The organism is Pseudomonas sp. MPFS (assembly GCF_022537035.1).
In the GTDB taxonomy this organism is placed as follows: domain Bacteria; phylum Pseudomonadota; class Gammaproteobacteria; order Pseudomonadales; family Pseudomonadaceae; genus Aquipseudomonas; species Aquipseudomonas sessilinigenes.
The window spans coordinates 4,120,793-4,142,374 of sequence record NZ_CP066123.1 but is presented as its reverse complement, the minus strand read 5'-3'; the positions used below and the strand labels follow the sequence as shown (position 1 = coordinate 4,142,374).

At 65.1% G+C, this 21,582-nt stretch carries 18 protein-coding genes; 5 read left to right on the top strand and 13 right to left on the bottom strand.

What is annotated here, in order from left to right:
• The first annotated feature begins 39 nt into the window (after positions 1-39).
• Positions 40-1,257 carry an amino acid deaminase gene (locus I9018_RS18880; RefSeq protein ID WP_241107191.1) on the top strand — a complete coding sequence of 406 codons (1,218 nt, stop codon included), beginning with the start codon at positions 40-42 and terminating at the stop codon, positions 1,255-1,257.
• Between the two features lie 71 nt (positions 1,258-1,328).
• Positions 1,329-2,246: a sugar kinase gene (locus I9018_RS18875; protein ID WP_241107190.1), complete on the top strand. Its 918-nt coding sequence runs from the start codon at positions 1,329-1,331 to the stop codon at positions 2,244-2,246.
• A gap of 119 nt (positions 2,247-2,365) precedes the next feature.
• Here the strand turns inward: I9018_RS18875 and I9018_RS18870 are convergent, their stop codons facing one another.
• The 12 genes from I9018_RS18870 to I9018_RS18815 form a co-directional block, all read right to left on the bottom strand.
• Positions 2,366-2,641: a peptidylprolyl isomerase gene (locus I9018_RS18870; RefSeq protein WP_011061856.1), complete on the bottom strand. Its 276-nt coding sequence runs from the start codon at positions 2,639-2,641 to the stop codon at positions 2,366-2,368.
• Positions 2,642-2,678: 37 nt separating this feature from the next.
• Positions 2,679-5,231, bottom strand: coding sequence for a PAS domain-containing sensor histidine kinase (locus I9018_RS18865; RefSeq protein WP_068581246.1), 2,553 nt, complete (start codon positions 5,229-5,231; stop codon positions 2,679-2,681).
• 346 nt (positions 5,232-5,577) lie between these two features.
• On the bottom strand, positions 5,578-7,533 hold the full coding sequence (locus I9018_RS18860) for an acetoacetate--CoA ligase (RefSeq protein WP_241107189.1): 1,956 nt from the start codon (positions 7,531-7,533) through the stop codon (positions 5,578-5,580).
• 71 nt (positions 7,534-7,604) lie between these two features.
• Positions 7,605-8,378: a 3-hydroxybutyrate dehydrogenase gene (gene hbdH, locus I9018_RS18855; protein WP_124347923.1), complete on the bottom strand. Its 774-nt coding sequence runs from the start codon at positions 8,376-8,378 to the stop codon at positions 7,605-7,607.
• Positions 8,379-8,385: 7 nt separating this feature from the next.
• Positions 8,386-9,777: a GntP family permease gene (locus I9018_RS18850; RefSeq protein ID WP_241107188.1), complete on the bottom strand. Its 1,392-nt coding sequence runs from the start codon at positions 9,775-9,777 to the stop codon at positions 8,386-8,388.
• Positions 9,778-10,062: 285 nt separating this feature from the next.
• A complete protein-coding gene (locus I9018_RS18845; protein WP_241107187.1) occupies positions 10,063-11,481 on the bottom strand; it encodes a sigma 54-interacting transcriptional regulator in 1,419 nt (472 codons plus the stop codon).
• A gap of 224 nt (positions 11,482-11,705) precedes the next feature.
• Entirely contained in the window at positions 11,706-13,289 is a 1,584-nt protein-coding gene (locus tag I9018_RS18840; protein ID WP_241107186.1) for an ABC transporter ATP-binding protein, read from the bottom strand.
• Positions 13,290-13,303: 14 nt separating this feature from the next.
• Positions 13,304-14,326: an ABC transporter permease gene (locus I9018_RS18835; RefSeq protein WP_068581232.1), complete on the bottom strand. Its 1,023-nt coding sequence runs from the start codon at positions 14,324-14,326 to the stop codon at positions 13,304-13,306.
• Positions 14,326-15,387 (bottom strand): microcin C ABC transporter permease YejB, encoded by a 1,062-nt coding sequence (yejB, locus tag I9018_RS18830; protein ID WP_241107185.1) that lies wholly within the window; start codon positions 15,385-15,387, stop codon positions 14,326-14,328. Before yejB ends, I9018_RS18835 begins: the two co-directional genes overlap by 1 nt.
• On the bottom strand, positions 15,387-17,249 hold the full coding sequence (locus tag I9018_RS18825) for an extracellular solute-binding protein (protein ID WP_241107184.1): 1,863 nt from the start codon (positions 17,247-17,249) through the stop codon (positions 15,387-15,389). The genes yejB and I9018_RS18825 overlap by 1 nt, the downstream gene beginning before the upstream one ends.
• Positions 17,250-17,400: 151 nt before the next feature.
• Entirely contained in the window at positions 17,401-17,682 is a 282-nt protein-coding gene (locus tag I9018_RS18820) for a peptidylprolyl isomerase (protein ID WP_068581222.1), read from the bottom strand.
• Positions 17,683-17,839: 157 nt separating this feature from the next.
• Positions 17,840-18,919, bottom strand: a complete 1,080-nt coding sequence (locus I9018_RS18815; protein ID WP_241107183.1) for a 3-deoxy-7-phosphoheptulonate synthase — start codon at positions 18,917-18,919, stop codon at positions 17,840-17,842.
• Between the two features lie 650 nt (positions 18,920-19,569).
• On the opposite strand from I9018_RS18815, the gene I9018_RS18810 reads away from it, so the two are divergent.
• Together I9018_RS18810 and I9018_RS18805 are read left to right on the top strand one after the other, a co-directional pair.
• Positions 19,570-20,325 carry a carbon-nitrogen hydrolase family protein gene (locus I9018_RS18810; protein ID WP_241107182.1) on the top strand — a complete coding sequence of 252 codons (756 nt, stop codon included), beginning with the start codon at positions 19,570-19,572 and terminating at the stop codon, positions 20,323-20,325.
• Entirely contained in the window at positions 20,322-20,783 is a 462-nt protein-coding gene (locus tag I9018_RS18805) for a GNAT family N-acetyltransferase (protein WP_241107181.1), read from the top strand. Before I9018_RS18810 ends, I9018_RS18805 begins: the two co-directional genes overlap by 4 nt.
• A gap of 13 nt (positions 20,784-20,796) precedes the next feature.
• Here I9018_RS18805 and I9018_RS18800 read toward each other — a convergent pair whose 3' ends face one another.
• A complete protein-coding gene (locus tag I9018_RS18800; RefSeq protein ID WP_068581210.1) occupies positions 20,797-21,027 on the bottom strand; it encodes a DNA-binding protein in 231 nt (76 codons plus the stop codon).
• 81 nt (positions 21,028-21,108) lie between these two features.
• Here I9018_RS18800 and I9018_RS18795 point away from each other — a divergent pair, with 81 nt between their 5' ends.
• Complete coding sequence (locus tag I9018_RS18795) at positions 21,109-21,474, top strand: helix-turn-helix transcriptional regulator (RefSeq protein ID WP_068581472.1); 366 nt, start codon at positions 21,109-21,111, stop codon at positions 21,472-21,474.
• The last annotated feature ends 108 nt before the right edge of the window (positions 21,475-21,582 follow it).

Here is a 21,582-nt window from a genome sequence, read left to right as displayed (position 1 = left end):
CCGCGGCCGTCGCTGGCCGCTTTGCCAAGGAGTCGCCACATGTCTTCTGTTTCGAATCTGCCGCTGGTGCAAAAGGGCGCGGCCGCCATCGGCGCCAGCTTGCTCAAGGACGTCAGCCTGCCGGCCCTGGTGCTGCATCGCCAGGCCCTGGAACACAATATCCGCTGGATGCAGGCTTTCGTCAGCGCCAGCGGCGCCGAACTGGCCCCCCATGGCAAGACCAGCATGATGCCGGGGTTGTTCCAGCGGCAATTGGACGCCGGCGCCTGGGGCATCACCCTGGCCACCGCCGCGCAGGCGAGGGCGGCCTATGCCCATGGCGTGCGCCGGGTGCTGATGGCCAACCAACTGGTGGGCGCGCCGAACATGGCGCTGGTGGCCGAGTTGCTGGCCGCTGGGGATTTCGACTTCTATTGCATGGTCGATCACCCGGACAACGTCGCCGACCTGGGGGCGTTTTTCGCCCAGCGCGGCGTCACCCTCAAGGTGATGATCGAGTACGGCGTGGTGGGCGGGCGCTGTGGCTGTCGCAGCGAGCAGGAGGTCGTGCAACTGGCCCGGGCGATCAAGGCCCAGCCGGCGCTGGCCCTGTGCGGGATCGAAGGCTACGAGGGGGTGATCCATGGCGACCAGGCGGTAGCGGGCATTCGCCGGTTCGCCGACTCCCTGGTGCGCCTGGCGGTGGACCTGCAAGACGACGGCCTGTTCGCCATCGAGCGGCCGATCATCACCGCTTCGGGCTCGGCCTGGTACGACCTGATCGCCGAGTCTTTTAAGACCCATAACGCCAAGGGCCGGTTCCTCAGCGTACTGCGCCCGGGCAGTTATGTGGCCCATGACCATGGGATCTACAAAGAGGCCCAGTGCTGCGTGCTGGACCGGCGCAGCGACCTGGACGAAGGCCTGCGCCCGGCGATGGAGGTCTGGGCCCATGTGCAGTCGCTGCCGGAGCCGGGCTTCGCGGTGGTGGCCCTGGGCAAGCGCGACGTGGCCTATGACGCCGGCCTGCCGGTGCCGTTGCGGCGCTACCGGGCCGGGGCCGAGGCGGGCGCCGGGGATGATGTCAGTGGCTGCAAGGTCACCGCGGTCATGGACCAGCATGCCTTCCTCACCGTCGCCCCTGGGGTACAGCTGCGGGTGGGGGACATCCTCTCCTTCGGCACCTCCCACCCATGCCTGACGTTCGACAAGTGGCGCACCGGGTTGTTGGTGGACGAGCACTTGCGGGTCTTGGAAAACCTCGAGACCTGCTTCTGATTCTGGCACCTGCTGCGCAGGTGATGATGTCCTCCCCGACAACACAAATACTCGCCAGAGATGCCTTCATCATGAACACCGCCAACCTGCGCATCGCCTTGATCGGCGAATGCATGATCGAACTGCAACATCGCGCCGACGGCAGCCTGCAACAGAGCTTCGGCGGCGACACCTTGAACACTGCGGTGTACCTGGCCCGGGAACTGGGTGAGGGCGCCCGGGTCGATTACGTCACCGCCCTGGGCGACGACAGTTTCAGCGAAGCCATGTGCCAGGCCTGGGCCGCCGAGGGGATCGGCCTGGACAAGGTCCAGCGCCTGCCCGGGCGCTTGCCGGGGTTGTATTGCATCCAGACCGATGAGCGTGGCGAGCGGCGCTTTTTGTATTGGCGCAACGAGGCGGCGGTGCGCGACTGCTTCAACACCCCGGCGGCGGGGGCGATCCTGGAGCAGTTGCAGGGCTACGACGTGCTGTATTTCAGCGGCATCACCCTGGCGGTGCTGGGCGAGTCCGGTCGTGCCCGGTTGTTGGAACTGTTGCCCGAGGCCCGTCGGCGAGGGGCGCAGGTGGTGTTCGACAACAACTACCGGCCCAGGCTCTGGGCATCCGTGGAACAGGCGCGGCAGGCCTACCGGCAGGTGCTGGAGCAAGTCGACCTGGCGCTGCTGACCCTGGATGACGAACAGGCGCTGTTCGGCCATGCCGATGCTGAAGCGGTGCTGGCGGCCTATCCCGGGCTGGCCGAAGTGGTGGTCAAGTGCGGTGCCCAGCCGTGCTGGGTGCGCTGTGGCGAGGGCCTGTACCAGGTGCCGGCGCAGCAAGTGGGCAAGGTGGTGGATACCACGGCGGCGGGGGATTCGTTCAGCGCCGCCTACCTGGCTGCACGTTTGTCAGGGCAGGAGCCGGTTTCAGCCGCCGAAGCCGGGCATCGCCTGGCGGCACGGGTGATCCAGCACCCTGGTGCCCTGATTCCTCGCCACACGGTGTAGCCGCTGCCGCAGGCTGCGTATGGGCCGCAGGGTCGGTCTTGAAGGCGCTGAAGGCGCTGAAGGCCCTGTGGGCCCTGTGGGCCTTGGCGCAGCTTCGCGGGCTCGGCAGCGGCTACCGGTCAGTCGCGGAAGAAGACTTGCACCAGGTGGTAGCCGAACTTGCTCTTGATCGGGCCGTGCACGGTGCGCAGGGGTTTCTTGAAGATCACCTGGTCGATGGCACCGACCATCTGTCCCGGGCGCACTTCGCCCAGGTCGCCGCCGCGCTTGCCGGACGGGCAGGTGGAGTACTTCTTGGCCAGCACGTCGAAGGCTTCGCCCTTGGCGATGCGCTGCTTGAGCTGTTCGGCCTCTTCGGCGGTTTTCACCAGGATGTGGCGGGCTTGGGCTTTCATGGGGGTAACCTTGTCGCGGGAAATCGGCGGCCGCGGATTATGCCTGATTCGCAGGCTCGCGGCCGATCATCTGGCGAATCTTCTGCGCCAGCTCCTCGATGGAAAACGGCTTGGCCATCAAGTCCATGCCCGGCTCCAGGAAGCCCTGGCGCTCGGCGGCCTTTTCCGCATAACCGGTCATGAACAGCACCTTGAGCCCGGGGCGATGCTGGCGGGCGATTTCTGCCAGTTGCCGCCCGTTCATGCCCGGCAGGCCGACGTCGGTCACCAAGAGGTCGACACGCATCGGCGACTCCAGCAAGGGCAGGGCGCTACGAGCGTCTTCGGCTTCGAAAGCGCGGTAGCCCAGTTCGCTCAGCACATTGAGCACCAGCATGCGCACCGCCGGATCGTCCTCGACCACCACCACGCTTTCCCCGGCAATGGCCTGGGGCGGCTCGCCGCTGGCACCGGGTTCGCTGTGCTCCTGGGGCGCGGCGTGCAGGCGCGGCAGGTAGAGGCGCACGCAGGTGCCCTGGTCCGGCTCGCTGCTGATGGTCACGTGTCCCCCCGACTGTTGGGCGAAGCCGTAGATCATCGACAGGCCCAGGCCCGTGCCCTGGCCGATGGGCTTGGTGGTGAAGAAGGGGTCGAAGGCCTTGGCCAGGATCCGCGGGCTCATGCCAGCGCCGTTGTCGCTGACGCCGAGCATGACGTAGTCGCCAGCCTTGACGGGCTCCAGGGTGCTGATGTCGCTGCCGTCCAGGTAGCTGTTGCTGGTCTCGATCAGCAGCCGCCCGCCGTTGGGCATGGCATCGCGAGCATTGATCACCAGGTTGAGCAGGGCGTTTTCCAGTTGGCTGGCGTCGGTATTCACCGACCAGATGCCATCGGCCAGTTGCAAGTGCAGTTCGATGTGCTCGCCCTTGGTGTGGTTGAACAGATCATTGAGCGAGCGCACCAGTTGGTTCGGGTCCAGGGGGCGGCGGTCCAGTGACTGGCGGCGGGAGAAAGCCAGCAGGCGATGGGTCAGGGAGGCCGCGCGCTTGGCCGACGACATGGCTGCGTCGGTAAAACGGCCGATCTGGTCGCTGCGGCCGTTGTCGATGTAGCGCTGCATCAGGTCCAGGCTGCCGATGATGCCGGTCAGCATGTTGTTGAAGTCATGGGCGATACCGCCAGTGAGCTGGCCCACCGCTTCCATTTTCTGCGCATGGCGCAGGGCGTCTTCGGCGCGCTCGCGCTCGAACATCTCGTTCTGCAGGCGCTGGTTGGCCGTGGCCAGCGCCTCGGTGCGGCGATTGACCCGCTCCTCCAGGGTTTCATTGAGGTTGCGCAGGGCTTCCTCGGTCTGCCGGCGCTCGGTCTCGTCGTTGACGAAGATATAGAACCCGTTGACTGCGCCATCGGCGCCATGGCGTGGCAGGTAGCGGGTCAGGGCATGGCGCGGGCGACCGTCGCGATGGGGGGAATTGGCCTCGAAGCTGCACGGCTTGCCGGACAGGGCGAGGGCGATCTTCTCGGCTCGCGAGGCATAGATTTCTTCGCCTACCACCTCGCGGATGGTCTTGCCGTACAGCTCCTGGGGCGTCACGCCGTACCAGTCCAGGTAGGCGCTGTTGTTCAGGCGAAAGCGCTCTTCGCGATCGACGTAGGCGATCAATGCCGGCATGGCGTTGATGATCAACTGCAACTCGGTCTGGCCCTGGCGCAGCGCCTGTTCCATCTGCTTGCGCTCGGTGAGGTCCAGGGCCGCGCCGAGAAAGCGCGTCGGCCGGCCATGGTGATCCTTGTAGCAGCGGCCCCGGGCAAAGACCCAGCGCATCTGGCCATCAGCCAGTTGCAGGCGGTACTCCTCGGCATATTCGCTGCCATGGCTGATGCAGTGCTTGATGCTGCGGGCCACCATGCCGCGGTCTTCAGGGTGCACGCCCTTGAGGTACTCGCTGATGGGCAGTTGGCGCGAGCGCAGTGGGTCGACACTGTGCAGTTGGGCGAAATGCGCATCGGCAATGAAGCGGTCTTCGCCAATGTTCCAGTCCCAGGTACCCACCGCATCGGTGGCGGCCAGGGCCAGTTGCAGGCGTTCTTCGGTCTCGTGCTGGGCTCGCAGGCTGTCGTCGGAGCGCTGCTTGAGCTCCAGGGCGATGCGCCGGCGTTCGTTGGTTTCGATGGCGGTGACCAGGATCCCGGCGACATCGCCGTGTTCATTGCGGATCGGACTGTAGGTCAGGTCCAGCCACAGCTCATAGGCGGTGCCGTTGGTGCGCTGCAGGTTGAAGCGCTGCTCGCTGAAGGTGCGTACCTGGCCGTTGAGCACGGCGCGATAAACCGGGTCGGTAAAATCCATCAGCTCCGGCCAGATCAGGTGCGCTGGCTGGCCGAAGGCCCTGGGATGCTTGTTGCCCGCCAGCAGGGCGAAGCCATCGTTGTAGATTTGCGTCAGTTCGCCACCCCAGAGCAGCAGCATCGGCATCGGCGAATGGATCACGATGTCTACCGCGGTGCGCAGGCTCTGCGGCCATTGCCCGGAGTCACCCAGGGCCGTGCTCGCCCAGTCCAGGCGGGCAATCAGGGTGGCGGCTTCGCTGCCGTGGTGGGAGCCATTCATGTCGAGGGAGTCCTGGGCGCTGCGGTACGGCGCAATGACCGGCAGCTTGTGAAGCGTGCTGCCTATGCAAACGGATGGAGTGTAGGTGGTTCTGGCGTGGTCATTTTCACCCGCATTGGCGTTCGATGACCAGCGCCGGGCATCGCACAGCGGCCGCGATCTCGCTTGGCGCGGTGTGCCAGGTGCGGCGGGGAGTCAGGTTTGGGGGGCTGTGCCGGGCCGTACGCAGTCTGCGGCAGCGGCTACACCAAGCGCAGCCAATCCAGCGCGGTGCCTGTAGCCACTGCCGAGCCTGCGAGGCTGCGCACGGGCGCGCAGCGGCCGCAGGAGCGGTCGGTGCGGTGCATCAGCTGCGCAGTTCCTCGCGGTCGCGGAACTGTTCCAGGGCCTCGGGGTTGGCCAGGGCGTCGGTATTCTTCACCGGCAGGCCATGGACCACATTACGCACTGCGAGCTCGACGATCTTGCCGCTGATGGTCCGGGGGATGTCGGTCACCGCAAGGATCCTGGCCGGCACATGACGTGGCGTGGTGTTGCTGCGGATCACCTGGCGGATGCGCTCGCGCAGGGCGTCGTCCAGCGCCACGCCCTCCTGCAGGCGCACGAACAGCACCACCCGCACGTCCTGCTCCCAGCTCTGGCCGATGGCCAGGCTCTCCAGCACTTGTTCGAGCTTCTCCACCTGGCGGTAGATCTCCGCAGTGCCGATGCGCACGCCGCCGGGGTTGAGCACCGCGTCCGAACGACCGTGGATCAGCCAGCCGCCATCGGCCAGTTGTTCGGCGTAGTCGCCCTGGGCCCAGACCCCGGGAAACAACTTGAAGTAGGAGTCGCGCAGCCGGCTCTGGTCCGGATCGTTCCACAACCCCACCGGAATGCTCGGGAAGTGCCGGGTGCAGACCAGTTCGCCTTTCTCGCCGAGCACCGGCTGGCCCTGGTCGTTCCAGACTTCGATGGCCATGCCCAGGCCCTTGCCCTGCATCTCGCCACGGCGCACCGCTTGCACCGGGTTGCCGGCGACGAAGCAGGCGACGATATCGGTGCCGCCGGACATCGAGGCCAGGCACAAGTCGGCCTTGATCTGCCGATACACGTAGTCGTAGCTCTGGGGCGACAGCGGCGAGCCAGTGCACAGCAGGGTCTTGAGGCTGTCGAGGCGGTGGCTCAGGCGTGGCCGGCTACCGGCTTTCTCCAGGGCGGCCAGGTACTTGGGGCTGGTGCCGAAGGCGTTGATCGCTTCGCTGTCGATCAGGTCGATCAGGCGCTCGTTATGGGGGTGGAACGGCGAGCCGTCGTAGAGCACCAGGCTGGCGCCGGTGGCCAGGGTCGAGACCAGCCAGTTCCACATCATCCAGCCGCAGGTGGTGTAGTAGAACAGCCGCTGGCCGGGGCCGAGGTCGGCGTGCAGGCCGTGTTCCTTGAGGTGCTGCAACAGCACCCCGCCGGTGCCATGGACGATGCACTTGGGCACCCCGGTGGTGCCGCTGGAGTAGAGGATGTACAGCGGGTGGGCGAAGGGCACCGCGACGAACACGGGGTCGCCGCCGCTCCGGTAGAAGTCCTGCCACAGGCTGACCCGGGCCTGGGTCCGGTAGTCCTCGGCGCGGGCCTGGGGCCGGGTGCCGGGCACGATCAGCAGTTGTTCCAGGGAGGGCAGGCGCTGGAGGATCTGGTCGATCTTTTCACCCTGGTCCACATCCTTGCCGGCGTAGCGGTAGCCGGCACAGGTGATCAGCACCTTGGGTTCGATCTGGCCGAAACGGTCGATCACGCCCTGGGTGCCGAAGTCCGGCGAGCAACTGGACCACACCGCACCCAGGCTGGTGGTGGCGAGCATGCCCACCAGGGTCTGCCAGGTATTGGGCATGCAGGCCGCCACCCGGTCGCCCAGGCCGACCCCGATGGCCCGCAGGCTGGCTTGCAGGCCGGCGACCTGGGCCGCCAGCTCGGCGTAGGTCAGTTGCTGGCGCTGGCCGTCTTCGGCGATCGCGACCACCGCCACACTGTCGTCGCGGCGCTTGAGCAGGTGTTCGGCGAAGTTCAGGGTGGCCCCGGGAAACCACTGGGCGCTGGGCATCTGCGGCCCTTCGCGCAGCACGCATTCGGCGCCTTGGTGGAAGCTGACCTCGAAGAAGTCGACGATGGCCTGCCAGAAGGCTTCGCGCTGGTCGATGCTCCACTGGTGCAGGCCGGGGTAGTCGCCGATGTCCAGGCCGTGGCGCTGGTTGATGAAGCGGCGGAAGGCGTCGATGCGCGTCTTGCCAATGCGCTCGGCGCTGGGTTGCCAGAGTATGTCGGACATGCAAGGGCTCTCTTGTTGTTCTTCTGATCTGCTGTTGCTGGCGGCTCACCGCTTACAGCTTGCCGCTGCCGTTATTGCGCCAGCCAGCCGCCATCGATGTTCCAGGCCGCACCGCGGACCTGGGCTGCGGCATCACTGCACAAAAATAGCACCAGCTCGCCCAGCTGCGCCGGGGTGACGAACTCCAGGGAGGGCTGCTTTTCCGCCAGCAGGTCGTGGCGCGCCTGTTGCGGGTCGATGCCGCTGGCCGCGCGGTCGTCGATCTGCTTCTGCACCAGCGGGGTCAGCACCCAACCCGGGCAGATGGCGTTGCAGGTGACGTTGCTGGTGGCGGTCTCCAGGCCCACCACCTTGGTCAGGCCGATCACCCCGTGCTTGGCCGCGACATAGGCGGCCTTGCCCACCGAACCCACCTGGCCGTGCACCGAGGCGACGTTGACGATCCGCCCCCAGCCCTTGGCGCGCATGCCCGGCAGCCCCAGGCGGGTGCTGTGGAACACCGCCGACAGGTTGATGGCGATGATCGCGTCCCAGCGTTCCACCGGAAATGCCTCGACGGTGGCCACGTGCTGGATGCCGGCGTTGTTCACCAGGATGTCGACGCCACCGAACTCGCGTTCGGCATAGGCGAACATCTCGGCGATCTGCGCCGGGTCGCTGACGTCCGCCGGGTGGTGGCCAACCTTGACGCCGTGCTGCCGAACCTCGGCGATAGCCTGGGAGGCGTCGCCGAAGCCGTTGAGAATCAGGTTGGCTCCGGCCCGGGCCAGGACCTGGGCGATACCCAGGCCAATACCGCTGGTGGAACCGGTGACCAGGGCGGTCTTGCCAGAAAGAGTGGTCATGAATACCTCACACGATGCCAGTGGCGTAGAAAGTGGCGATGACGACGAAGACCGCCAGGGTCTTGATCAGGGTAATGCAGAAAATGTCCTTGTAGGCCTCGCGGTGGGTCAGCCCGGTGACCGCCAGCAGAGTGATCACCGCGCCGTTGTGGGGCAGGGTGTCCATGCCGCCGCTGGCCATGGCGGCCACCCGGTGCAGCACTTCCAAGGGAATGTTGGCGGCGTGGGCGGCGCTGATGAAACTCTCGGACATGGCCGCCAGGGCGATGCTCATGCCGCCCGAGGCGGAGCCGGTGATGCCCGCCAGCAGGGTCACGGTGATGGCCTCGTTGACCAGCGGGTTGGGGATGCTCTTGAGCCAGTCGGCCAGCACCAGGAACCCCGGCAGGGACGCGATCACCGCGCCGAAGCCATACTCCGAGGCGGTGTTCATGGCCGCCAGCAAGGCGCCGCTGACCGCGCTCTTGCTGCCTTCGGCGAGCTTGCTGCGAATGGCGCCGAAGCCACATGCCAGCACCATCAGGATGCCCACCAGTAAGGCGGCCTGTACCGCCCAGATGGCGGTGAGCTTGGCGATCTCGGTGGTCACCGGCGCCGCCATGCCCGGCAGGGCCAGGCTGTGGGTCTTGCCATACCACTGGGGGATCCAGTGGGTGAACAGCAGGTTCATGACCCCTACCAGCAACAGCGGCGACAGGGCCACCCAGGGGTTGGGCAGCTTGAGGTCGGCAGCGGTCTCCGGTTCGTTGCGCAGGTTGCTGCCGTAGCCTTCACCGGCCTTTTGCGCCTTGCTGCGTTGGCGCTGGAGGAACAGCATGCCGGCGCAGAATACGAACAGGGTGCCGATCAGCCCCAGCCAGGGCGCGGCCCAGGCGGTGGTGTTGAAGAAGGTGCTGGGGATGATGTTCTGGATCTGCGGGGTGCCGGGCAGGGCGTCCATGGTGAAGGAGAACGCCCCCAGGGCAATGGTCGCCGGGATCAGGCGCTTGGGGATGTCGCTCTGGCGGAACATCTCGGCGGCGAACGGGTAGACCGCGAACACCACCACGAACAACGACACGCCACCGTAGGTCAGCAGGGCGCAGACCAGCACGATCACCAGCATCGCCTGGCGGGTGCCCAACAGGCGGATGGCGGCGGCGACGATGGAGCGGGAGAACCCCGACAACTCGATCAGCTTGCCGAACACCGCACCCAGCAGGAACACCGGGAAGTACAGCTTGATGAAACCCACCATCTTTTCCATGAACACCCCGGTGAAGGCAGGCGCTACGGCGGATGGGTCGGTGAGCAGGACGGCGCCGAGGGCGGCGATGGGGGCAAACAGGATGACGCTGTAGCCACGGTAGGCGGCCAGCATCAGCAGCGCCAGGGCTGCCAGGGCAATGATCACACTCATGGTGTGTCTCTCCAGGATTGTTCTTGTTGTGGGTACCGCGTGTGGAGAGGGGCTATAGCGAGTTTTGTGCCATTTTTACAAGTTATTGAAATATAAAGAGTTTTTATATTTATTAAGTGGCGGCAGGGAATTTTGTCTCTATTTTGAGACTTTTCTCGGGCCTGAGGGTGCTATCGCGGGCAAGCCTCGCTCCTACAAAAGCCACGCACGTCTCTGTAAGGATGGGTCTTTCCCGCGATCAGCGCGAAGCGCTGGCTATTTCTCCAAATGGAGATATGTGTCTCTTTATTGAGACTCAGCGATGCCCAGGGCTGCCATTTTCTTGTACAGCGTCGAGCGGCCCAGGCCGAGGCGCCGGGCCGCTTGGTCCACTTTGCCGGCGCATTGCGCCAGGGTCGTCTCGATCAACTGACGGTCGAAACGCTCACGCGCCGCGGCAAAGGTTTCATGGGGCAACGCCTCGGCGGACGCGGCGATGGCCGTGGGCGGCAGTGGGTTGAAGTTGCCAATCGCCGCCCGAATATCCCCGGCACCGAGCAGCAGGTCGTCGCTGAGCAACGCCGCGCGCTCCAGCACGTTGCGCAGTTCGCGGATGTTCCCCGGCCAGGCGTGCTGGCCCAGCAGCGCCAGGGCCTCGGGTGTCAGCTCGTGCTGGCTGCGCAGTTCTTCGAGGATGCCTTCGCTCAGCGCCGGCAGGTCGTCCAGGCGCTCGCGCAGGGCCGGCACCTGGATCGGCAGTACATTGAGGCGGTAATACAGGTCGGCGCGGAATTCTCCGCGCTTGATCGCCGCCTCCAGGTCGGTGGAGGTGGCGGCAATGATCCGCACATCGCTGTGGATCACCTCGTTGGAGCCCACCGGCTCGAACTCCTTTTCCTGCAGCACCCGCAGCAGCTTGCTCTGCAGGGGCAGCGGCATGTCGCCGATTTCGTCGAGGAACAGGCTGCCGCCCTGGGCGATCTGCAGCTTGCCGGCGCGCCCCTTGCGGTCGGCGCCGGTGAAGGCGCCGGGGGCGGTGCCGAAGAACTCCGCTTCCAGCAGGGCATCGGGAATCGCCGCGCTGTTGATGCTGACGAAGGGCTTGTGCGCCCGTGGCGAGGCGGCGTGGATGGCCTGGGCCAGCAGCTCCTTGCCGGTGCCGGTCTCGCCTTGCAGCAACACCGGCGACTCAGTGCTGGCGCCGCGCCGGGCCCGGCGCTTGACCTCCAGGCTGGCGCTGCTGGTGCCGATGAAATGGGCGAAGTTGTACTTGGTCTGCCGGGCCCGCAGCAGCGAGCGGGTGGAGGCCAGTTCTTCCTGCATGCTCAGGTAGCGCTTGAGCATCGGCGAGAGGCTGCGCAGCTCGTCGTACAGGGCAAAACCGATGGCGCCGATCACCAGGCCCGCGGCATCGTGGATCGGCAGGCGCATGACCACCAGCGGTTCCTTGGGGGTGTCCTGCATGTCCAGCAGGATCGGCCGGCCGGTGCGCACCACTTCACGCAGCAGGCTGCCGGGGATCACGCTCTCGCAGGGCTTGCCGATGGCGAATGTCGCCGACTCCAGGCCGAAACGCCGGGCATAGCGCTCGTTCATCCAGACGATATTGGCGTCGCGGTCGACGATCACCGTGCCTTCGCTGGATTGCTCGATGATCTCGAACAGCGAGCGGATCGCCAGTTGGCGCACACGCTGGTAGTCCTTGAGGTTTTCGCTGTCGTTCATGGGCTGCGGTCCTGGGGCTGGCGGCGCCGATTATGCCGACAATCCCCTCCCGGGCGCGACCAGGGAAGGGGTGGCTGGAGATTGCGGCAAGGTCCTGCGGACCTTGCCGCAGCCTCGCAGGCTCGGTAGCGGCTACAGGGGCGATGCTTGGTGTAGCCGCTGTCGCAGGCTGCGCATGGGCGCATAGCGGGCGCGAACGGGGTGGGGCGTGGATTGCCGGAGGTTTAGCCGGGTTGGGCGGCGGCCAGCAGTTCCCGGGTGTAGGGGTGCTGCGGGGCTGCGAATACCTGGTGGCTGGCGCCGCTTTCCACTACCTGGCCGTCCTTGATCACGATCATGTCGTGGGCCAGGGCGCGGACCACCGCCAGGTCGTGGCTGATGAACAGGTAGGTCAGGCCGTACTTCTCCTGGAGCTGGCGCAACAGGGTCACCACTTGTTTTTGCACCGTGCGATCCAGGGCCGAAGTGGGTTCGTCCAGCAGGATCAGCGCCGGCTTGAGCACCAGGGCCCGGGCGATGGCGATGCGCTGGCGCTGGCCGCCGGAGAATTCGTGGGGATAGCGATGGCGGCTTTCCGGGTCGAGGCCGACTTCCTCCAGGGCGCGGATCACTTGCTCGTCGCACTGGTGGGCATCGTACTGGCTGTGCACTTCCAGCCCCTCGCTGATGATCTGCGCCACCGACATGCGCGGGCTGAGGCTGCCGAAGGGATCCTGGAACACCACCTGCATCTGCTTGCGCCAGGGCCGCAGCTGTTTCTGGTTGAGCCCGTCCAGGGCCTGGCCCTGGAAGCGGATGCCACCTTGGGAATCCAGCAGCCGCAGGATCGCCTGGCCCAGGGTCGACTTGCCCGAGCCGGATTCGCCAACGATGCCCAGGGTCTTGCCCTGCTGCACTCGCAGGCTGATGCCGTCCACCGCCCGCAGGTACTGTTTGCGCCTCAGCAGGCCGCCGCCGACCTGGAATTCGACGCAGAGATTGTCCACCTCCAGCACGGTGTCGCGGGTGTCGCGGGTGTCGCGGCACAGTGGCAGGCCCTCGGGTTCGGCATGCAGCAACTCGCAGCTATAGGGGTGCTGCGGAGCGTTGAACAGGGTGTCGCAATCGGCCTGCTCGACGATTTCCCCGGACTTCATCACGCACACGCGCTGGGCGATGCGCCGTACCAGGTTGAGGTCGTGGCTGATCAGCAGCAGAGACATGCCCAAGCGTTGCTGCAAGGACTTGAGCAACAGCAGGATCTTGCGCTGTACGGTGACGTCCAGGGCGGTGGTGGGTTCGTCGGCGATCAACAGCTCCGGTTCGCAGGCCAGGGCCATGGCGATCATCACCCGTTGGCGCTGGCCGCCGGACAGCTGATGTGGGTAGGCCTTGAGCCGTTCCCGGGGTTTCTGGATGCCCACCAGTTCCAGCAGTTCGAGGATGCGTGCCTGGGCCGCCTTGCCGCCCAGGCCGCGATGCAGCAGCAGGGTTTCGCCGATCTGCTTCTCGATACTGTGCAGCGGGTTCAGCGAGGTCATGGGCTCCTGGAAGATCATGGCGATGCGGTTGCCCCGCAGCTTTTGCAGGGTGGCGCTGTCGGCTCCGATCAGCTCCTGGCCGCGGTAACGCACGCTGCCGCTACTGCTGCAGCCGGTCTGGGGCAGCAGTTGCAGGATCGAGTGGGCCGTCACCGATTTGCCCGAGCCGGACTCGCCCACCAGCGCCAGGCACTCGCCGGGACGGATGTCCAGGCACAGGTCGCGGACCGCCGGGCGGCCGCCGAAGGCCACATTGAGTTGGCGGATTTCGATCAGGTTTTCAGTCATTTCTACAGTCCGCTTCAAGATCGGGGATCAAAGGCATCGCGCAGCGCCTCGCCGATGAACACCAGCAGCGAGAGGATCAGCGCCAGGGCGAAGAACGCCGTCAGCCCCAGCCATGGCGCCTGCAGGTTCTGCTTGCCCTGGCCGATCAACTCGCCCAGGGAAGCGCTGCCGGCGGGCATGCCGAAGCCGAGGAAGTCCAGGGCGGTGAGGGTCGAGATGGCGCCGGTGAGGATGAACGGCAGGTAGCTCAGGGTGGCGTTCATGGCGTTGGGCAGGATGTGCCGCAGGATCACCTTGCGATCGCTCAGGCCCAGGGCCCTGGCGGCCTTGACGTATTCCAGGTTGCGCCCACGCAGGAATTCGGCGCGTACCACGTCCACCAGGGCCAGCCAGGAGAACAGCGCCATGATCCCCAGCAGCCACCAGAAGTTCGGTTCGACGAACCCCGAGAGGATGATCAAGAGGTACAGCACCGGCAGCCCCGACCAGACTTCCAGCAGGCGCTGGCCCAAGAGGTCGACCCAGCCGCCGTAGTAGCCTTGCAGTGCGCCGGCGGCAATGCCGACCAGGGCGCTGATGGCGGTCAGGGCCAGGGCGAACAGGATCGACACCCGGGCGCCGTAGATCACCCGCGCGAGGACGTCCCGGGCCTGGTCGTCGGTGCCCAGCCAGTTGGTCGCCGTGGGCGGGCTGGGGGCCGGTCGGGTCAGGTCGTAGTTGGGCGTGTCTTCGCTGAAGGGGATGGGTGGGAACAGCAGCCAGCCGCCGTCCTTGCGGATCAGCTGCTGCACGTAGTCGCTGCGGTAGTCGGCCTGGAACGGCAACTGGCCGCCGAACTCCTGCTCGGTGTAGCGCTTGAACACCGGGAAGTACAGCGAACCCTGGTAGCTCAGCACCAGCGGCTTGTCGTTGGCGATCAGCTCGCCGCCCAGGGTCAGGATGAACAAGCCGATGAACAGCCACAGCGACCACCAGCCCCGGCGGTTCTGCTTGAAACGGTCAAGGCGTCGGCGCGCCAAAGGGGAAAGCTTGAGCATCAGGCGTTCCTCGCGGCGAAGTCGATGCGCGGGTCGACCAGGGTGTAGCACAGGTCGCCGATGAGTTTTATCAAGAGCCCGAACAGGGTGAAGATGAACAGCGAGCCGAATACCACCGGATAGTCCCGGGAGACCGCGGCCTCGTAGCTCATGCGTCCCAGGCCATCGAGGGAGAAGATCACCTCGATCAGCAACGAGCCTGCGAAGAACACGCTGATGAAGGCCTGGGGAATGCCCGAGACCACCAGCAGCATGGCGTTGCGAAACACATGGCCGTACAGCACCCGGCGTTCGCTCAGGCCCTTGGCCCGGGCGGTGACTACGTACTGGCGGGTAATTTCGTTGAGGAAGCTGTTCTTGGTGAGGATGGTCAGGGTAGCGAAGCCGCCGATCACCAGGGAGCTGACCGGCAGCACCAGGTGCCAGAAGTAGTCGGCGATCTTGCCCAGGGTGCTCAGCTGGTCGAAATCGTCCGAGACCAGGCCGCGCACCGGGAACCAGTTCAGCGAGGTCCCGCCGGCGAACAGCACGATCAGGAACATGGCGAACAGGAAGGCCGGCATGGCGTAGCCGATGATGATCGCGGTGCTGCTCCAGACATCGAAGTGGCTGCCATGGCGCACCGCCTTGCGAATCCCCAGGGGGATCGACACCAGGTAGGTGATCAGGGTCGCCCACAGCCCCAGGGAGATGGTCACCGGCATCTTTTCCAGGATCAGGTCGGTGACCGTGGCACCACGGAAGAAGCTCTTGCCGAAGTCCAGCTGGGCGTAGTTCTTGAGCATCAGCCACAGGCGTTCATGGGCCGGCTTGTCGAAACCGTACTGTTTCTCGATGTCCTGGATCAGCTTGGGGTCCAGGCCGCGGCTGGCTCGCGAGCCGCCACTGCTCATGGCGTCGGCGGAGCCACCGACACCGCCGCCGCCAATGCCCTGCAAGCGGGCGATGGCCTGTTCCACCGGGCCGCCGGGAGCAGCCTGGACGATCACGAAGTTCACCAGAAGGATGATCAGCAGGGTCGGGATGATCAGCAGCAAGCGCCGCAGGATATAGGCCGGCATCAGGGGCGTGCTCCGGGTTTGTTACGGCGCGCGAGCTCGGCGGCCATCTGTTCATTGGTCAGCGGGGTGGGGCTGACTTCCCACCAGGTTTCGATGGCTTCGTCGTTGCTGGCCGGCACCTTGGGCCTGCCGAAACGGTTCCACCAGACGGTGGAGGTGCCGGGTGGGTAGTAGTTGGCGATCCAGTAGTAGTTCCATTGCAGCACCCGGTCCAGGGCATGGGCGTAGCGCAGCATTTGCGGCTGGCTTGTGGCCTTGACCAGGCCGTTGACCAGGGTGTCCACCGCCGGGTTCTTGAGCACCATGAGGTTGTTCGAGCCCGGGTCGTTGGCGGCAGCGGAACCATAGTAGTTGTAAAGCTCCAGCCCGGGCGAGGTGGACACCGGGTAGCCGGTGACGATCATGTCGTAGTCGCGGGCCATCAGCCGGTTGACGTACTGCGCCGAATCGATGCGGCGGATGTTCAGGGTGATGCCGATCTGGGCCAGGTTGCGCTTGTAGGGCAGCAACAGGCGTTCGATGGAGCCCTGGGTGATCAGGAAAGTGAACGCCAGGGGCTCGCCCTGGGCATTGACCAGTTTGTCGCCCTCAGGCTTCCAGCCGGCTTGTTCCAGCAGGGACAGGGCCTGCAATTGCTTGTCGCGCAGTACGCCACTGCCGTCGGTCTTCGGTGCTTCGAACACCTGGGTGAAGACCTCGTCGGGAATCTGCCCGCGCAATGGCTCGAGGATCTTCAACTCCTCGGCGTCCGGCAGGTTGCGGGCCGCCAGCGGGGTGTTGGAGAAGAAGCTCTGCTGGCGGATGTACAGGTTGCGCATCATCTGCCGGTTGCTCCACTCGAAGTCCCAGAGCATGGCCAGGGCCTGGCGGGTGCGACGATCCTGGAACACCGGGCGGTCGAGGTTGAATACGTAGCCCTGGGCCGGTTGCGGTGCGGCCTGGGCCAGATGGGCCTTCTGCAGGCGCCCGTCGGTCAGGGCCGGGCTGTCGTAGCCGATGGAGTAACCGGTGGCGGAGAACTCGCGGTTGTAGTCGTAGGCCCCGCCGCGCAGCACTTGGCGGGCGACGTCGATGTCGCCGAAGTACTCGACGCTCAAATGATCGAAGTTGTACAGGCCGCGGCTGACCGGCAGGTCCTTGCCCCACCAGTCGGGGTTGCGGATGAAGGTGATGCTGTTGCCCGAGTCCACCTTGCCCACGCGATAGGGGCCGCTGCCCAGGGGCGCTTCATAGCCGCCACCGCCAGCGAAGTCGCGACTCTTCCACCAGTGTTCGGGAAACACCGGCAGGGTCGCGATATCCAGGGGCAGGGTACGGTTCTCGTTGTTCTTGAAGTCGAAGCGGATCACCCGTGGCGACTCCACGGTGACGCCGCTGACATCGGCGAACTGGGTGCGATAACGCATGCTGCCCTGGGTCATCAGCAGGTCGTAGCTGTAGCGCACGTCTTCGGCGGTGATCGGCGTGTCATCGGCGAAACGGGCCTTGGGATTGAGGTAGAAGCGCAGCCACAGGCCGTCCTCGGCGCGCTCCATCTTCTCGGCCACCAGGCCATAGACGGTGTAGGGTTCATCCAGGGAGCGCAGGGCCAGGGGGGCATACACCAGGCCGTCCAGCTGGGATACGCCGATGCCCTTGTCGATATAGGGCAGGACGTGGTCGAAGCGGCCGATCTCGATGGCCGAGCGGCGCAAGGTCCCGCCTTTGGGGGCCTGGGGATCGACGTAGTCGAAGTGGCTGAAACCCTGGGGATACTTGGCGGGTTCGCCGTAGACGGTCATGGCATGTTGCGGTGCCGCTTGGGCACCTGTGGCGCCCAGCAGCAGGGCGATGAACAGTACGGTAGGGGAAAGCAGTCGCATTGTCAGCCTTAAGAGCCGGGTGATCGTTGACCACGATTTTTACGCTAGCGGCGCGTGACTGGCCAGCCGCATCTGTCTTGGTGCGTACAGGTTTCATAAAGACAACGGCCCGCCGAGAGGCAGGCCGTTGGAACGAACGCCGGGCTGATGATCAGTCCTGGCGGCTGGTGACTTCCAGCAGGTGATAACCGAACTGGGTCTTCACCGGGCCTTGCACGACATTGACCGGGGCGCTGAATACCACGGTGTCGAATTCCTTGACCATCTGGCCTGGGCCGAAAGAGCCCAGGTTGCCGCCGTCGCGGCTGGAAGGGCAGGTGGAGTGCTGCTTCGCCACGTCGGCGAAGTCGGCGCCGGCTTCGATTTCGGCTTTGAGTTCGTTGCACTTGGCTTCGCTGGCAACCAGGATGTGACGGGCAGTGGCTTTGGCCATGGGAATTGCTCCTTTCAAGAAAGTGCAGAGACTACCGGAATCAGGTGGCCATTTCCTGTCAAAGTTCCTTCAAGCCGTTACCGCCACGACCGCCGGTTTGACGCTCGAAGCCGTCCGCAGCCACTGTCGCCGTTCGCGACAGTGGCTGCGCGGATGCTCAGGCGCTAGCGGCCTGTGCCCGCAGTTGCTGGGCGGCGTTGCCCAGTAGTTGCTCGGTGGTGTCCCAGCCCAGGCAGCCGTCGGTGATCGAGACGCCGTAGCGCAGGTTGCCGCTCAGCGGTTGGCAGCCTTCGAACAGATGGCTTTCGAGCATCACGCCCATCAGCGAGGCGTCGCCTTGCAGGCGCTGCTCAAGCACGTCGTTGAACACTGCCGGCTGGCGCGCGGGGTCCTTGCCGCTGTTGGCGTGGCTGCAATCGACCATGATCCGCGCCGGGATCTTCAACTTGTGCAGGTCGCGCTGGACCTGGGCGATGCTCTGGCGATCGTAGTTCGGTCCACGGTGGCCGCCGCGCAGCACCAGGTGGGTATCGGGATTGCCTGCAGTCTGGATGATCGCCGGATGGCCCTGGCTGTCGACGCCGAAGTGGCGGTGCGGATGGGCGGCCGAGCGCATGGCGTCGCAGGCGATGGCGACGCCGCCGTCGGTACCGTTCTTGAAGCCCACTGGCATCTCCAGGCCACTGGCCATTTCCCGGTGGATCTGCGATTCGGTGGTGCGTGCGCCGATGGCGACCCAGCTCAAGAGGTCGTCGAAGTAGCCAGCGGCCATGGGTTGCAGCAGCTCGGTGGCGATCGGCAGGCCCAGGCGCAGCATCTCGCGCATCAGCTCCCGTGACAGGGCCAGGCCACCGGCCATGTCATCGCTGCCGTCCAGGTGCGGATCGTAGGCCAGGCCTTTCCAGCCGACGGTGGTACGGGGTTTTTCCACGTAGGCGCGCATCACCAGGAGCATCTGGTCGCTCACTTGCGCGGACAGCTGGGCCAGGTTGGCGGCATATTCCAGGGCCGATTGCGGATCGTGGATGGAGCAGGGGCCGACCACTACCAGAAGGCGTGGGTCCTGGCCTTGGAGGATGGCGCGGATGGCTTGGCGATGGGTGCTGACTTGCTGGCTCAGGGCCGTGGATAGCGGCAGGTGCTGCTTGAGTTCCAGGGAACTGGGCAGGCGCTGGGTCAGGGGTTCGTTGGCGCTGGCTTGAGCGGACAGGGACAGAGCGGATACGGACGAATTCATGTGCGGTCTTCCTGGGCGGGCGGCGGGTGATGTCCCGCGCGCGGCCCTACTGGGGTGTTCGACAATTGGCCGTACTGGCCATGAGTGTGCAATTGCCACCGGTAGGTGACCGATCGGAGGCGGCAGGCTGTCCCGAGCGGAGGCTGCTAAATCGCCAGGTGGAAAACATGTCGTAACGGTAATAGGTGGCGTAGTTCATGGTGCAATCCTCGGTAAGTTCGGTGTGTCGCAAAAAATCGTGGTTGAAAATCCAAGCCCCGGAAAAACAAAACCCCCGGTCGGGAGGCCGACCGGGGGTTGAGAATTCTCTGGTGGGCGACCCGTTTTTATGGGCGCCGGTTGGGTATCAGGCGCGCCAGTGGCTAAACCAATACCCAAAATAAAAGCTCGCCGCCGCGCTGCCAGTGACCCAGGCAGCCGCAACCGAGCGCAGTGCGCAGGCGGTGTGGCGATGCAGGGAAAGGGTCTGGGACAACATGGGGTTTCTCCGTGAAGTGCAGCGAGCTTACTAGAGGCTGGGGCGGCGATTCAATCAGTAATTTCTATGGCGCAGGGAGACTTGCGACTATGGATTAATCCACTGGGGGTTTTGTGCGACACTCGCGGCACCTGCCTGGTTACCCCCGTCGCTGCTCGAAAAAGGACTGTCCATGACCTTGCTGACCCTTGCCGCTGCCCAATCGGTGTCCATTGCTGGCGACCTGCCGGCCAACCTCTCCGGACACCAGCGCTTGATGTGCCTGGCGGCGCAGCAGGGCGTGCAGTTGCTGGTGTTCCCCGAGCTGTCGCTCACCGGTTATGAGCCGCAACTGGCGGCCGAGCTGGCGGTGGCTCCGGATTCGCCGGTACTGCAACCGGTGCGCGACCTGGCTCGGGAGCTGCACATGACTACGGTGGTGGGGATGCCGATTCGCCTGGTCGATGGCGGGCCGGTACTGATCGGTGCGCTGGTACTGGGGGCTGACGGTTCGCTGGCGGTCTATAGCAAGCAGCACCTGCATCCCGGGGAGGAGCGCGCTTTTGCCGCAGGCAGGGGTGGGGCTCCCTTGGCATTTGCCGAGCACCAGGTTGCCCTGGCGGTTTGTGCAGACTTCAGCCATGCCAGCCATGTGCAGGCGGCAGCGCAGGCTGGGGCCGATGTCTATGCTGCGGGCGTGCTGATCAGCGAGGGCGGCTATGCCGTCGACAGCGCACTGCTGCAAGGCTATGCCGGGGAGCATGGACTACTGGTGCTGATGGCCAATCATGGTGGCCCCAGTGGCGGCTGGACCTGTGCTGGGCGCAGTGCGGCCTGGGGCCCCAAGGGGGAGCTGTTGGCGGCGGTGGAGGGGACTGGCGAGGCATTGCTGATCGTTCGTGGCGAGGCCGGGCGGTGGCAGGCCGAAGTGCTGCCGCTCGAGCGATGAGCCGATTCGAACTGCGTCCGGCCGCCGAGACGGACCTGGTATTTGCCCGGGAGCTGACCCGCTCCACAATGCTGGGTTATTACATCCGCCATGACCTGCTCTGGCTTGACGAGGCTTTCGATGTGGCCTGGGCCGGTCGTGAAAACCTGTTGATCTGCCAGGACCACCAAGCGCTGGGTTTCGTCAGCCTGAGTCGTGATCTGCGGGCGCTCTATGTCCGTGAGTTGCATGTGCTGCCGGCCTGGCGCGGGCAGGGGGCTGGGACATGGAGCCTGCAGCGGATGATGGAGATGGCGTGTCGGGAGCGCCGGCAGTTGCTGCGCCTGACCGTGTTCAAGGGCAACCCGGCACAACGCCTGTATGAGCGCATGGGGTTACAGGTGGTGGGCGACGACGATTGCTTCTGGCGCATGGAGCGCTCGGTCTCCAGCGAAGCCGGCGACAGCCGCCCGGGCTGAACGGCAGGCCGGCTCAGATCAGGGCCGGGTCCACCACTGGCACTTCATCCAGAATGATGCCGTCCTTCATTCCCAATAGCACCGCAACCTTGTGTGCTTCCCCTCGTTTGCCTTTCTTGCGGCCTGCCAGCACCTGGTAGGTCGTGGCCGGATCAACCCCATGTTCGCGGGCGAACTGTTGAACCGATTTTCCTTGATGTTCCAGCCAGGCCTTGGCTTGTGCGGCAGTGCGGATACCGGGCATAGTTCAAAACCGTTCAATTTTGTTCAAGGCTTGAAGAGTATGACACCCCTTGGGGTGTATCTGATGGGATCATACATCCAAATGAGTGGAATCGGTTTGCGGTTGAGGCAGGAGCGGGAGCGCCTTGGACTGTCGCAGAGAGTCTTTGGTGAAATCGGCGGGGTGGAAGCCAACGCCCAGGGTAAGTACGAAAGTGGCGATCGCGCACCCAAGGCAGATTATCTGTCCCGGGTAGCGGCAAAGGGAGTGGATGTTCTTTATGTACTGACCAGTGAACGGACGCCAGTCGTGGCTGGCAGGTTGAGCCAGATGGAGGAACAGGTGCTTGATTGTTATCGGGCCCTGTTCAAGGAAGATCAGGATGCGATCTGTCGCTTGACCTCCACCTTGGCCGAGTTGTCGCAGATCCAGGGCTCGAGGAAAAAGCCCCAAGCCGCCGAGTCCTGAGGGACTGGAGCATTTGCCGGCGAGGGAGGCATGACATCTTTTATCGCTCGTCGAAGTGTTTTAATCGCGCTTGTGATTAGGTTTGTACGCCGCTTTTTTGCTAAGGTG

Bases quoted from the DNA above. Each gene is read 5' to 3' on its own strand.
- I9018_RS18870 (WP_011061856.1), bottom strand. From the start codon at position 2,641: ATGAAAGCCCAAGCCCGCCACATCCTGGTGAAAACCGCCGAAGAGGCC.
- I9018_RS18860 (WP_241107189.1), bottom strand. From the start codon at position 7,533: ATGTCCGACATACTCTGGCAACCCAGCGCCGAGCGCATTGGCAAGACG.
- I9018_RS18850 (WP_241107188.1), bottom strand. From the start codon at position 9,777: ATGAGTGTGATCATTGCCCTGGCAGCCCTGGCGCTGCTGATGCTGGCC.
- I9018_RS18880 (WP_241107191.1), top strand. From the start codon at position 40: ATGTCTTCTGTTTCGAATCTGCCGCTGGTGCAAAAGGGCGCGGCCGCC.
- I9018_RS18815 (WP_241107183.1), bottom strand. From the start codon at position 18,919: ATGAATTCGTCCGTATCCGCTCTGTCCCTGTCCGCTCAAGCCAGCGCC.
- I9018_RS18835 (WP_068581232.1), bottom strand. From the start codon at position 14,326: ATGCTCAAGCTTTCCCCTTTGGCGCGCCGACGCCTTGACCGTTTCAAG.
- I9018_RS18825 (WP_241107184.1), bottom strand. From the start codon at position 17,249: ATGCGACTGCTTTCCCCTACCGTACTGTTCATCGCCCTGCTGCTGGGC.
- I9018_RS18840 (WP_241107186.1), bottom strand. From the start codon at position 13,289: ATGACTGAAAACCTGATCGAAATCCGCCAACTCAATGTGGCCTTCGGC.
- I9018_RS18795 (WP_068581472.1), top strand. From the start codon at position 21,109: ATGAGTGGAATCGGTTTGCGGTTGAGGCAGGAGCGGGAGCGCCTTGGA.
- I9018_RS18800 (WP_068581210.1), bottom strand. From the start codon at position 21,027: ATGCCCGGTATCCGCACTGCCGCACAAGCCAAGGCCTGGCTGGAACAT.
- yejB (WP_241107185.1), bottom strand. From the start codon at position 15,387: ATGCCGGCCTATATCCTGCGGCGCTTGCTGCTGATCATCCCGACCCTG.
- I9018_RS18805 (WP_241107181.1), top strand. From the start codon at position 20,322: ATGAGCCGATTCGAACTGCGTCCGGCCGCCGAGACGGACCTGGTATTT.
- I9018_RS18845 (WP_241107187.1), bottom strand. From the start codon at position 11,481: ATGAACGACAGCGAAAACCTCAAGGACTACCAGCGTGTGCGCCAACTG.
- I9018_RS18810 (WP_241107182.1), top strand. From the start codon at position 19,570: ATGACCTTGCTGACCCTTGCCGCTGCCCAATCGGTGTCCATTGCTGGC.
- I9018_RS18875 (WP_241107190.1), top strand. From the start codon at position 1,329: ATGAACACCGCCAACCTGCGCATCGCCTTGATCGGCGAATGCATGATC.
- hbdH (WP_124347923.1), bottom strand. From the start codon at position 8,378: ATGACCACTCTTTCTGGCAAGACCGCCCTGGTCACCGGTTCCACCAGC.
- I9018_RS18865 (WP_068581246.1), bottom strand. From the start codon at position 5,231: ATGAATGGCTCCCACCACGGCAGCGAAGCCGCCACCCTGATTGCCCGC.
- I9018_RS18820 (WP_068581222.1), bottom strand. From the start codon at position 17,682: ATGGCCAAAGCCACTGCCCGTCACATCCTGGTTGCCAGCGAAGCCAAG.